Below are 11,872 nucleotides of genomic sequence, written 5' to 3'. Positions count from 1 at the left end.
GTTCCCCGCGCCCCTGATGTCTGAAAAGCATGGGGCGCGGCCCCGGCTTTTCGGGGGCGCGGGGAACTGCGCGAGAAGTCCCACTCAACCGCACCCGAACGCACAACGAAGGGGACCCCTCCCAAGGCATGGAAGGGGTCCCCTTTCGTGCTCGGCTGAGCGCCGCGGACCTACCGCAGGCGGGCCATCAGCGCGTGCTCGACCAGCGTGATCAGCGCCGACTTCGCGTCCGACCGGTGCCGCGCGTCCGTGGTGATGATCGGAGTGTCCGGACCGATCTGCAGTGCCTCGCGGACCTCGTCCGGGTTGTACGGCTGCTGTCCGTCGAAGCCGTTGAGGGCGATGACGAAGGGGAGGCCGCTGTTCTCGAAGTAGTCGACGGCGGGGAAGCAGTCGGCGAGGCGGCGGGTGTCGACGAGGACGATGGCGCCGATGGCGCCGCGGACGAGGTCGTCCCACATGAACCAGAAGCGGTCCTGTCCGGGGGTGCCGAACAGGTACAGGATGAGGTCCTGGTCGAGGGTGATGCGGCCGAAGTCCATGGCGACCGTGGTGGTCGTCTTGTCTCCGGTGTGGGTCAGGTCGTCGATGCCCGCGGACGCGGACGTCATCACGGCCTCGGTACGCAGCGGGTTGATCTCCGAGACGGCGCCGACGAACGTGGTCTTGCCCACGCCGAAGCCGCCCGCCACCACGATCTTCGCGGACGTGGTGGAGCGGGAAGGCCCTCCGCTAGAGCTTGCGAAGTCCACTGAGCACCCTTTCGAGCAGTGTCACGTCTGGCTGGCCGCCGGCGCTCTCGTCGCCGCCGGGCTGATGAATGGCGACCAGACCCGCCTCCGCCAAGTCGGCGACGAGGATTCTGGCCACACCGAGAGGGATCGTCAGCAGGGCCGAGATCTCGGCCACCGACTTGATCTCCCGGCAGAGGTTGCAGATCCGCTGATGCTCGGGCAGCTGGCCCTGCATCTGGTGCGGCTGCGCGGTGGTGTGCACCAGCGCCTCGATGGCGAGCTGGTAGCGGGGCCTGGTGCGGCCGCCCGTCATGGCGTACGGGCGCACCAGGGGGTTGGTCGCCGCCCCCGCGGGCGACGGCTCCGGGGTGCGGCGTTGCGGCTGCACGGGCTGGATGCGCGGCGCCGGCGGCTGGTCGTACGGGGAAGGGCCGGGGCCCTGCGGTGCGTACGGCTGCTGGCGGCTCGGTGCGGAGGGGAAGTTGTACCGGTTCTGGTCACCCTGGCCCGGCCCCTGGCCAGGGTAGGACCAGTTGCCCGACGATGAACCGCCTGGGGGTGTTGCCACGTTCTCTCCTCCTCCGACTGTGCTGGCATCCATGGCTCATTGGAAGCCGCGTCCCGAAACCTTACGGCCCCGGGACGCCAAAACGCACCGTCTGACTGTTAGTTGAGCAGGCTGCCCTGGAGCTCCGCACGCAGATCGGGCGTCAGGACGGTACCGGCACGGTCCACCAGAAGGGCCATCTCGTACCCGATGAGACCGATGTCGGCTTCCGGATGTGCGAGAACGGCGAGGGAGGAACCGTCGGAAACGGACATGATGAAGAGGAATCCCCGCTCCATCTCCACAACCGTCTGATTGACGCTGCCACCCTCGAAGATGCGGGAGGCACCCGCGGTCAGAGAGGTCAGACCCGACGCGACGGCCGCCAGCTGGTCGGCACGGTCGCGGGGAAACCCTTCGGACATCGCCAGAAGGAGTCCGTCGGCGGAGACCACCACCGTGTGCGACACCCCGGGGGTGTTGTCCACGAAATTGGTGATCAACCAGTTCAGGTTCTGCGCCGCCTGGCTCATCGGGCTCACACTAACGCTCCTGGTTGTAGGTGCTGTCAGGACCACTGTGGTGATTCCTAGTGGCCTGGCCGTTCGTTTCACTGCTTGCGTTGCGCCCTCGCTGGACACCCCGGCGCAGGTTGCTCAGCCTGCCCCGGACGTCCTCGGGAGCGCGGGAGATCTGTGGACCTCCCTGCGGGGTCGTCTGGGCGGCGCCTTCGACCAGGTTGGCCTTGGGCACCCGCCGCGGCAGGCCGGAGGAGGTGACCCCGCCCGCCTTGGGCTTCTTCAGCTGGGAGGCCTGCTGCCAGCGCGCGTCGTTGTCCGAGCGCCAGTCGCCGTTCGGTCCCCCGGCCGTCGGCTGGTCCTGGGCCACCTCCTGCCGTCCGTTCACGGCACCCGCGCTCGCGCCGCCCACGCTCGCGGTGGATCCGCGGCGAGGCAGGCCGGCGTCGGTCAGCGCGTGGCCGGCGGAAGGGGTGGGACCCGGACGGTCGAAGCCTACGCGGTCCGGCTCCTTCACGTCAGCGGCCTGCGAGGATTCCGGTTCCGGAGCGTACTCGGAGCGGTAGGAAGTCTGGTAGTCCTGCTGCTGCGGCCAGTCGTCCTGATAGGGCTGCTCTTCGAAGCCGGCGTACGTCTCCGGGGCGCTCGCGGCGGCCGCCGTGTGCTCCTCCTGGACGGACTCCGCATAGGCGGGCTCGGGGTAACCGCCGGTAGCGGTGAACGTGTCGTTCCCGCCCGGCAGGTGGCCGTTGCCGCTCGCGATGCCGTTGGTGCCCTGGCCGAAGTACGTCTCGTCGTACGACGGCTGCTGCGGCTCCTCGTACGCCGTCTGCTGGTCGTACGACTGCTGCTGGTCCACGTAGGCCGTCGCGCCGTTGTCGTAGGACGGCTCGGGCGACTGGAAGTCGTCGCCGTAGCGCGGCGTCTGGCCGGGGGGCAGCTGCGGGCTCTGGTGCGCCTGGGACTCCAGGGCCGCACGGCGCTCCTCGCGCATCAGCGAGCGGCCCACGGGGTCCAGGTCGCGGATGTCGTCCGGCACCTCGTAGCGGCTGTCGTCGAAGCCCAGCTCGGCGGCGGTCCGCATCGGGGCCACGGCCGGCTGCTGGAACGCGTGCTGCTGCTCCGGGATGATCTGCGAGACCGTGAACTGGTCGGCCGCCGGCTGCTGCTCGCCACCGCCACCGTGGGTGATGACGTCGGGGAGCATGACCAGCGAGGTCGTACCGGCCTGCTCGCCCGAGGGGCGGAGCTGGACGCGGATGCCGTGCCGGTCGGACAGCCGGCCGACCACGAAGAGACCCATGCGCTGCGAGATCGCGGCGTCCACGGTCGGCGGGTTGGCCAGCTTGTGGTTGATGTCCGCGAAGTCCTCGGCGGTGAGGCCGATGCCCTTGTCGTGGATCTCGATCATCACGCGGCCGTCGGGGAGACGGGTGGCGGTGACGCGGACCTTGGTCTGCGGGGAGGAGAACGTGGTGGCGTTCTCCAGGAGCTCGGCGAGCAGGTGTACGAGGTCGGTCACGGCGCGGCCGTGGATCTCGGCCTCCGGGACGCCGGACAGCTCGATGCGCTCGTACTGCTCCACCTCGGAGGAGGCGGCGCGCAGCACGTCGATCAGCGGGACCGGCTGGTCCCAGCGGCGGCCGGGCTCCTCGCCGGCGAGGACCAGGAGGTTCTCGCCGTTACGGCGCATACGGGTCGCCAGGTGGTCCAGCTTGAAGAGGTTCTCCAGCTGGTCCGGGTCGGCCTCGTTGTTCTCCAGGTCGGTGATCAGGGTCAGCTGGCCCTCGATCAGCGACTGGTTGCGGCGCGAGAGGTTGGTGAAGATCGCGTTGATGTTGCCCCGCAGCAGGGCCTGCTCGGCGGCGAGCCGGACGGCCTCGCGGTGGACCTGGTCGAAGGCGCGGGCGACTTCGCCGATCTCGTCCGTGGTGTTGATGGGGATCGGCGCGACCCGGGTGTCGACGCGGCCGGGGTCGGTGCGCGAGAGCTGGTCGACCAGCATCGGCAGACGCTGCTCGGCGATGCCGAAGGCGGCGTTGCGCAGCTGGCGCATCGAGCGGCTCATCTGGCGGGCCATGATCCCGGCGATGATGAAGGCGGCGAGCAGGGCGACGATGACGATCGCGCCGTTGACGTAGGCGTCGCGCTGGGCGTCGGAGGCGATCTGGCCGGCCTCGGACACCGCGCGGTTGATCAGGTCGGTCTCGACCTCGCTGTAGCCCTCGAACTTCAGCGTCGAGGCCGCCATCCAGTTCTGGTAGGTGACGCCCTGCTTCGCCAGGTCCTCGGGCGAGGCACCGCTGCCGATCGCCTGGATCATCTTCAGCATGGTGTCCGGCGGCGGGACGTAGTTCTTGTCCTTGGCCGCGGCCTCGGCGGCCTGCTTCTTGCCCTCTTCGGTCTTCTGCGCCATGACCGACTGCAGACGCGCGGCGTCGGCCTCGGTACCGCCGGAGACGTACTCCTGTACGGCGATGTTCTCCAGGTAGGCGTACGAGGTGAACGCGGTGATCTGCTGACGGAAGACCTTCTGGTCCTCGCTGGGCCTGACCAGCAGGTGGGTGCCGATCGAACGCTGCAGCGAGGCGGCGCCCTTGGCGAGCGTGACCGCGTAGACCGTGCGACCGTACGCGGTGATGTTGCCGGTACCGAGGCCGAGCTCGTTGGAGAACTCCGCCAGGAGGTGCTCGACGGTGACGTAGCCCTCTTCGGTCTGCACCGGGTCGGCGGCGCGGGTGAACGCCGTCTGCCGGATCTTGTCGATCTGCGGCTCGGCCTCCTCGACCAGACGCAGTCGGCGCTCCAGACCCTGCCCGGAGGGCATTCCGACGACCTCCGTGTGGAAGGCGTCGGCCTTCTCGTCGGTGAAGGCGCGGGCGTCCTTGACGACCTCGCTGTCCCGGTCGCCGTCGAGCAGCGGCTGGGCGGAGATGTCGCGCTCGTTGAGCAGCGCCTCGCCGTACTCGCCGGCGGCGGATACGATCTTGGCCACCTTCTCGGCGTCCCGCGCGTCCTGCCAGGTGTCGATCGAGCTCTTCACCTGGAAGCCGCCCATGACCAGGCCGACCAGCACGGGTATGAGGAGGATCGCGTTCAGGCGAGTGGGTACCCGCCAGTTACGGGGGGAGAGACGGCTTCCGCTGGGCGCGGGAGCTGCCGTCGGCTCCGGTCCGGTCACTTGTGCGGGTGCCGCTCCGCGCGGCGGCGGGGTGAAGTTGCCCCGCGCCGACGGCTCGGGACCTTTCTTGCTTCGCCTCACTCGACCAACAACCTCTCGGCGCCGGCACCTACGTCGTGCCGCGGGTGACTCCACGCCCTAGTACGTCTTTGACTAATGGGCAGTTCAGGCATTCCAGCACGTCATGTTGAGGACTTCCAAACACCGGGAGGCAACGATTCCGCGTGATGTAAGTCCCAGATAAAACGGTCATAAAGAGCGAGCCCCGGCAAAAAGCGGGGACAAAGTGAGCGCAGCGGTACCGATCGACCGCGACGCGTGGTCGTACCACCCTATTTCTCTGTCGAAACGTTATGAACACCGAGGCCGACCGTGTCAAAGGACACAGCCGGCTCCGGTGTAACTACGACAACTGGCGTATGCGGTTGTGGACTTGGGTCCTGTTTTGGGCCCAGCCGTGGTGCTTCGGCTGTGCGGAACTACCGCAGCCGTGCCATGAGAGCGTGCTCGACCAGCGTGATCAGCGCCGATTTGGCGTCCGACCGGTGGCGGGCGTCCGTGGTGATGATCGGGGTGTCGGGTCCGATCTGCAGTGCCTCGCGGACCTCGTCCGGCGTGTAGGGCTGGTGCCCCTCGAAGCCGTTGAGGGCGATGACGAAGGGGAGGCCGCTGTTCTCGAAGTAGTCGACGGCGGGGAAGCAGTCGGCGAGGCGGCGGGTGTCGACGAGGACGATGGCGCCGATGGCGCCGCGGACGAGGTCGTCCCACATGAACCAGAAGCGGTCCTGTCCGGGGGTGCCGAACAGGTACAGGATGAGGTCCTGGTCGAGGGTGATGCGGCCGAAGTCCATGGCGACCGTGGTGGTCGTCTTGTCTCCGGTGTGGGTCAGGTCGTCGATGCCCGCGGACGCGGACGTCATCACGGCCTCGGTACGCAGCGGGTTGATCTCCGAGACGGCGCCGACGAACGTGGTCTTGCCCACGCCGAAGCCGCCCGCCACCACGATCTTCGCCGAGGTGGTGGCCCGCCCCGATTCAGAGCTTCCGAAGTCCACTGAGAACCCTTTCCAGCAGAGTCACGTCCGGGGCGCCACCTGCGTTCTCGTCGCCACCGGGCTGGTGGATCGCGACGAGTCCGGCCTCGGCGAGGTCCGCGACAAGGATCCGTGCCACACCGAGCGGCATGGACAGCAGGGCCGACACCTCGGCCACCGACTTCACCTCGCGGCACAGGTGGCAGATCCGCTGGTGCTCGGGGAGCAGGCCCGACAGGTGCGCGGGGTCTGCCGTCGTGCTGATCAGCGCCTCGAGGGCGAGCTGGTAACGCGGCCGCGTCCGGCCACCGGTCATGGCGTACGGCCGAACCAGAGGCTGGTCGCCCTCGTCTCCGTACGGCTCTGCGTACGGATCGTGAGGAGCGGTGGGCGGGGTCATTGATCCTCCGAGCGGGACAGCAGGTCGGTCAGTCGTGCCGTCTGACGGGGGCCGGTGGGGGGATTGTGTCGGCCGGACGGTGATGTGGTGAGGTCTGTGGATCCGCAGGCGTCAGTGGAGCAGACTGCCTTGGAGTTCGGCACGCAGATCGGGCGTGAGCACGGCGCCCGCGCGGTCGACCAGCAGTGCCATCTCGTAACCGACCAGGCCGATGTCGCACTCGGGGTGGGCGAGCACGGCCAGGGACGATCCGTCGGAGACGGACATCAGGAACAGGAAGCCGCGTTCCATCTCGACCACCGTCTGGGCCACGTCCCCGCCCTCGAAGATCCGGGATGCCCCGGCCGTGAGCGAGGTGAGACCGGAGGCGACGGCCGCGAGCTGATCGGCCCGGTCGCGCGGAAAGCCTTCCGACATCGCCAGGAGAAGGCCGTCGGCGGACACGACGACGGTGTGGGACACCCCAGGGGTGTTGTCCACGAAGTTGGTGATCAACCAGTTGAGGTTCTGTGCCGCTTGGCTCATCTGGCTCAACTAACGCTCCTGCTGGTGAGTGGGGCTCGGGAAGCTGCCGGTCTGGCCGTTGCCGGCCTGTCGACCCTGCGCGATGCCCCGACGGAGATTGGTCAGCCGGCCGCGTACGTCGTCAGGCGAACGCGAGACCTGCGGACCGGTTTGGTGCTGCTGCTGCTGAGCCGTGCCCGGCACGAGGTTCGCGCGCGGGACCCGGCGCGGCAGGCCGGAGGTGGTGACCCCGCCTGCCGAAGGCTGCCGGGCACGTTCGGCCTGGCGGACCAGGTCGTCGTTGGGCGTGCTGCGCCAGCTGGTGGAAGCGGGCGCGGCGGGTGTCGCCGGACGCTGAGGAGCGGCCGGAGTCTGGGGAGCGGGCGCGGAGGGCTGCTGCGGCGCGGAACCGTTGCCCGGCTGTGCCTGCCGGTGGCCGTTCTGGCCGTGCTGCTGGCCACCCTGGCCGTTCTGACCGCCCTGACCGTGGAACCAGTTGGTCTCCAGCGTGTCGTAGAGCGGCGTACGGCCGTCCATCGGACCCGTGGCCGGGGGCAGTGCCTCCGGCTCCTGCGGACGCGCGGGGCGCTGCGGGGGCACCGGCGGACGCTGCGGCGGTACCGGCGGCCGGGGTGCGTGGTAGCCCTCCCCGTTGACCTGCGGCCGCTCGAACTGACCGGTGTCCTGGGGGTTCTGCCGACCGGGCGCGTCGTACCGCCCGGAGCCCTGGCCGTTCTGCCGGCCGGGTGCGCCGAACTGTCCCGGGTCCTGCGGACCGGGGCGGCCGGGTGCACCGTACTGACCGGCGTCCTGCGGGTTCGGCCGGCCCTGCGCCGGGAACTGGCCCGTGCCGGAGGCGTCGTAGCCCGTCGCGGCGAACTGGCCGGTGGACGAGGGGTCCTGCGCGCCCCGGGACGGACCGGTGGGCGCCGGCGGAGCGCCGGCCCCGCCGAACACGTCGGAGCGGACGTAGGAGCCGGAGCCGTCCTGGGCGGGCGTACCCGCACCGGGGCGACGGCTGTCGAAGTCGGCACCCGGGGAATGCGGGAAGTCCGTGGGCGAGCCCGCAGCCTGGCCGGGGTCGACACGCGGCATGGGCGCGGTGACGTCCGGCTGCTCCTCGTGGCCGCGCGGGGCGTCCAGCGAGGCACGCGGCGCCGGCGGCTGCGCGTTGTCGTCGCTCCAGCTGGGCGTCCGTGACGGGGCGCTGCCGCCGGGCAGCTCGGCGCGCGGACCACCGCGGCCGGGCAGCTGCGGACGGCGCCTGCCGGAACGTTCCTTGCCCTGCTTGGGCGGTACGGCACCGGAGCCGCCGTCGGCCCGGGACGCACCGGCGTCACCGGGACCGCCGGCCGGACGCAGGCCCGAGCCGGTCGGGAAGCCGCCCTGGCGCCCGGAGTCGTCGAAGCTCTCGAAGCCGTTCGGGCCACCGGTCCCGGCGGCCTGCAGGCCCTGCGGGGCGCCGGGTGCCTGACCGCCGCCGAACGCACCGCCGCCGCCGCACCCGCCGGCACCGGCGCCCGCCGGAGGCCGGCCGCCCTGCGGGGGCACCGGCGGACCGCCCTGCGGACCACGCGGGCCCCCGGGGTTGCCGAGACCGCCCGGACCACTGGGGTTGCCGGGCAGCGCGGCCCGCGGACCCTGGCCGGCGCCGACCTGCCCGCGCTGCGGAGCACCGCCGAGGAGACCACCGCCGGCGGAGGGCCCGCCGAGCTGCGGACCCGACTGGTTGCCGGTCTGGCGGCGCGCGGCGGCGGCACCGGCCGCGGCCTGCGCGGCGGCCGGACCACCGCTGGAGGGAACGCCCTGGCCGGGCTTGCCCGGGGTGGGCTTCTTGTTCCCCTGGGCCACGTCGACGGGGAGCATGACGAGCGCGGTCGTACCGCCCGAGTCGGACGGGCGCAGCTGGATACGGATGCCGTGCCGCTGCGACAGCCGGCCGACCACGAACAGACCCATGCGGCGGGAGACCGAGACGTCCACGGTGGGCGGCGAGGCGAGCCGCTCGTTGATCGCCGCGAGGTCCTCGGGGGAGAGGCCGATACCGGTGTCGTGGATCTCGATCAGCACCCGGCCGTCGGGCAGGGCGTGACCGGTGACCTTGACCTTGGTCTGCGGCGAGGAGAAGGAGGTGGCGTTCTCCAGCAGCTCGGCGAGCAGGTGCACGAGGTCGTTGACCACACGGCCGGCGACCTCGGTCGTCGGCACGGAGGACAGTTCGATGCGCTCGTACTGCTCCACCTCGGACGCGGCGGCGCGGAGCACGTCGACCAGCGGGACCGGACGGGTCCAGCGGCGGCCGGGCTCCTCACCGGCGAGGACGAGGAGGTTCTCACCGTTACGGCGCATGCGGGTGGCGAGGTGGTCGAGCTTGAACAGGGAGGACAGCTGGTCCGGGTCGGCCTCGCGCGACTCCAGTTCGGAGATGAGCGACAGCTGACGCTGGATGAGGCCCTGGGAGCGGCGCGAGAGGTTGGTGAACATCGCGTTGACGTTGCCCCGCAGGAGGGCCTGCTCGGCGGCGAGGCGGACGGCCTCGCGGTGCACGTCGTCGAAGGCCGCGGCCACCTGGCCGATCTCGTCCCGGGAGTGCACACCGACCGACTCCACGGAGGTGTCGACGTCCTGCGGGTCCGACTCCGACAGCTGCTTGACCAGTTCGGGCAGCCGGTCCTGGGCGACCTTGGTCGCGGTGTCCTGCAGCCGGCGCAGCGAGCGGATCATGGACCGGGCCACGACGAACGCGCCGACGAGGGAGACACCGAGGACGAGCAGGATCAGCGCACCGGAGATGATCGCCTCTTGCTCGGCGTCGGCACGCAGGTTGCGGGCGGTCTGCTCCATCTCCTCCAGGAGCGACCCCTCGATCTTCTTCATCTGCTCGATCTTGGCCGCGGAGTCGTCGGTCCAGTCCTTGTACGAGCGCTTGTCCTGCCCGCCCAGACCGCCCGCGCTGGCGAGGACCCGGTCCGCGTAGACGTCGGAGGCCTCGATGGTCGGGTTCGCGTCGTCGATCGGCCGGGTGACCACCTCGGCACCGGGACCGTAGATGTCGGAGAAGGTGGTGCGGTCGGACTCCTCGTTCCCCAGCGCCGAGAAGGCGTACAGCCGGTCGTTCTCGGAGAGCTTGCCGGCCTTGTCGTCGGTCTCGGGCAGGGCCGCCGCGATGACCGCGCGCTGCACCGAGGCGTATTCCTTGGCGGAGGAGAACGCCGCCAGGGCGCGGGTCCGGGAGATCATCTCCGGGTTGCTGGTGGCCTCGGCCATGTCCGTGGACAGTTCGAGCAGCTGGTCGACGAGACGGTGGTACGCCTCGACGGTCTGCGTGGAGTTCTTGGGGTCCACGTAGGCGTTCTTGCGGATGCTGCTCAGGTTGTACAGCTCGCGGACGACCCGGACGAGGCTGTCGCGGACACCGGGCATCTTCGCGGTGGTGTTCGCGGTCTCGGCGGCCTGGGTCGCGTCGGTGAACTGGACGCGGGCCTGGTCCGTCTTCTCGCGGGCGCCCTTGACGGTGTAGTCGGTGGCGTCCAGACCGTGCGCGAGGGGACCGGCGGATTCGTCGCGCTCGTTCTGGAGCGCGGTGGCGAGCTCGGTCGCCTGCTTGGTCATGTCGGTGAGCAGCCGCATGTTGTCGAGCTGCTGGATGTCGTCGACGTTGTCGCCGATACGCAGGGCACCGAGCGAGGTCGCCGCCACCACGGGGAGCGCGAGCAGCGAGACCAGACGGGTCGAGATGCGCCAGTTGCGCAGGGCTATTCGGGAGCCGCTCGTGGCAGCTCCGGTGGTGCCGCCCTTGGGCTTCCCGGACTGCTGGGGAGCAACTGACGCGCCGGGGCGCCCGGAGCGCTCCCCGCCGTCGCCGATCTCCGCCGGACCCGGGTTCTGGGCGTGCTGGGGGGAGGAACCGTTGCCGGCTCCGTTGTGTGGCTCCGGCTCCGCCGAAGCGCTGCCATCCCTCTTGAAACGTCCCTGCACTAGCGTCGCAACCTCTGGACCAGGCGCCCCACCGTGTGAACGGCGGGACGGTGTCGGCGTCTTCGGGGGCGTCCTGAATACGTCCCCGATTGGGTGGTCGTGAGTGACCGGCGCTGGCTCCCCCCATCCACCGCCGCCAGGCGCTGTCGTTCTGCGCCCTTGCGCGCCGGCACGATCCTGCGGCGGTCCGTGGAATTCCAGCACAGTGCCGGATCCGCAACAAGGCCAACGGGTAACGGTCTGCCCACTGTGACAGCATGTGAGGGGCAAGTCACCGGGTGTGGAAGGTGATTCCGTTTATTGCGGACATACCCGTGCGATCCCTTGGTGCGAGCCGGGTGTCCCAGTCGCCATGATCAGGAGCGGAATGGGGGGTTCAGGTGGCTTATGTCTGTTTCATGAGAGCGCGGCGATAGCCTGGATTGCCCGTTTTGCCCATGCCTGAGTGAGCAAACTCACACGCCGATCATGCCTTCTTCACGACTTGACCCGGGAATCGGATGTTTAGCCTGACGCTTTACAGGGATGGCGAATCCGACAACCCGCGCTTGTGGGACGGCCCTTGCGGTCCGCCCGGCGCCCGCACACGACGAGGTCCAGGACAACAGTGAAGACGACGACGATGTTCCGCAACATAGCCAACCCCCGGCGCACGACGCTGGCCCACCTCGCCGACGCCGAGGACCTGCGCACGCCGGAGCAGGAGCACTCCGTCGACCTCCCCTCCCAGACCGCCAACCCCCGCCGGACGGTTCTGATGACGGTCCCGGTCCAGGCGGCGGAGTAGTTGCACGCTCAAGTACGCGCGGGATCCGCCATCCGCTCAACGCGGATCCGGTGAAGATTCCCGGAGCTCCGGCGGACTCACGCCGCGTACGCAGGGGGAAGGGCGCCCCGCACCAGCCGGGCGCCCGTCGCACGCCCCCCCGGGGGGGGGGGCTGGCTCCGGTCTCGTATACAAAAATACCAGCCCACC

At 70.1% G+C, this 11,872-nt stretch carries 9 protein-coding genes; 1 reads left to right on the top strand and 8 read right to left on the bottom strand.

The window, feature by feature from the left end; genetic code table 11:
* Nucleotides 1-170: 170 nt before the first annotated feature.
* From ACFU5F_RS40630 to ACFU5F_RS40595, 8 genes are all read right to left on the bottom strand, one after another.
* Nucleotides 171-752 (bottom strand): ATP/GTP-binding protein, encoded by a 582-nt coding sequence (locus ACFU5F_RS40630; protein ID WP_013000463.1) that lies wholly within the window; start codon nucleotides 750-752, stop codon nucleotides 171-173.
* A complete protein-coding gene (locus tag ACFU5F_RS40625; RefSeq protein ID WP_045561500.1) occupies nucleotides 733-1,302 on the bottom strand; it encodes a DUF742 domain-containing protein in 570 nt (189 codons plus the stop codon). Before ACFU5F_RS40625 ends, ACFU5F_RS40630 begins: the two co-directional genes overlap by 20 nt.
* A gap of 98 nt (nucleotides 1,303-1,400) precedes the next feature.
* Complete coding sequence (locus tag ACFU5F_RS40620) at nucleotides 1,401-1,814, bottom strand: roadblock/LC7 domain-containing protein (protein ID WP_005479603.1); 414 nt, start codon at nucleotides 1,812-1,814, stop codon at nucleotides 1,401-1,403.
* 10 nt (nucleotides 1,815-1,824) lie between these two features.
* Nucleotides 1,825-5,061, bottom strand: coding sequence for a nitrate- and nitrite sensing domain-containing protein (locus ACFU5F_RS40615; RefSeq protein WP_383898488.1), 3,237 nt, complete (start codon nucleotides 5,059-5,061; stop codon nucleotides 1,825-1,827).
* Nucleotides 5,062-5,459: 398 nt separating this feature from the next.
* The gene (locus tag ACFU5F_RS40610; protein WP_020114072.1) at nucleotides 5,460-6,035 is read right to left on the bottom strand and encodes an ATP/GTP-binding protein; all 576 of its coding nucleotides are present in this window, start codon (nucleotides 6,033-6,035) and stop codon (nucleotides 5,460-5,462) included.
* Nucleotides 6,016-6,414, bottom strand: coding sequence for a DUF742 domain-containing protein (locus tag ACFU5F_RS40605; RefSeq protein ID WP_013000459.1), 399 nt, complete (start codon nucleotides 6,412-6,414; stop codon nucleotides 6,016-6,018). Before ACFU5F_RS40605 ends, ACFU5F_RS40610 begins: the two co-directional genes overlap by 20 nt.
* A gap of 111 nt (nucleotides 6,415-6,525) precedes the next feature.
* Nucleotides 6,526-6,939: a roadblock/LC7 domain-containing protein gene (locus ACFU5F_RS40600; protein ID WP_005479910.1), complete on the bottom strand. Its 414-nt coding sequence runs from the start codon at nucleotides 6,937-6,939 to the stop codon at nucleotides 6,526-6,528.
* Nucleotides 6,940-6,948: 9 nt separating this feature from the next.
* Complete coding sequence (locus ACFU5F_RS40595) at nucleotides 6,949-10,896, bottom strand: nitrate- and nitrite sensing domain-containing protein (RefSeq protein ID WP_383898485.1); 3,948 nt, start codon at nucleotides 10,894-10,896, stop codon at nucleotides 6,949-6,951.
* Between the two features lie 607 nt (nucleotides 10,897-11,503).
* Between ACFU5F_RS40595 and ACFU5F_RS40590 the strand changes: the two genes are divergently transcribed.
* On the top strand, nucleotides 11,504-11,683 hold the full coding sequence (locus ACFU5F_RS40590) for a hypothetical protein (RefSeq protein WP_005479907.1): 180 nt from the start codon (nucleotides 11,504-11,506) through the stop codon (nucleotides 11,681-11,683).
* The last annotated feature ends 189 nt before the right edge of the window (nucleotides 11,684-11,872 follow it).

Source organism: Streptomyces sp. NPDC057438 (assembly GCF_042802995.1).
Classification (GTDB): Bacteria; Actinomycetota; Actinomycetes; order Streptomycetales; family Streptomycetaceae; genus Streptomyces.
This window is presented reverse-complemented; position numbering and strand designations above follow the sequence as displayed.

Coding starts and splice junctions, on each gene's coding strand:
- ACFU5F_RS40620 (WP_005479603.1), bottom strand. CDS start 1,814: ATGAGCCAGGCGGCGCAGAACCTGAACTGGTTGATCACCAATTTCGTG.
- ACFU5F_RS40605 (WP_013000459.1), bottom strand. CDS start 6,414: ATGACCCCGCCCACCGCTCCTCACGATCCGTACGCAGAGCCGTACGGA.
- ACFU5F_RS40600 (WP_005479910.1), bottom strand. CDS start 6,939: ATGAGCCAAGCGGCACAGAACCTCAACTGGTTGATCACCAACTTCGTG.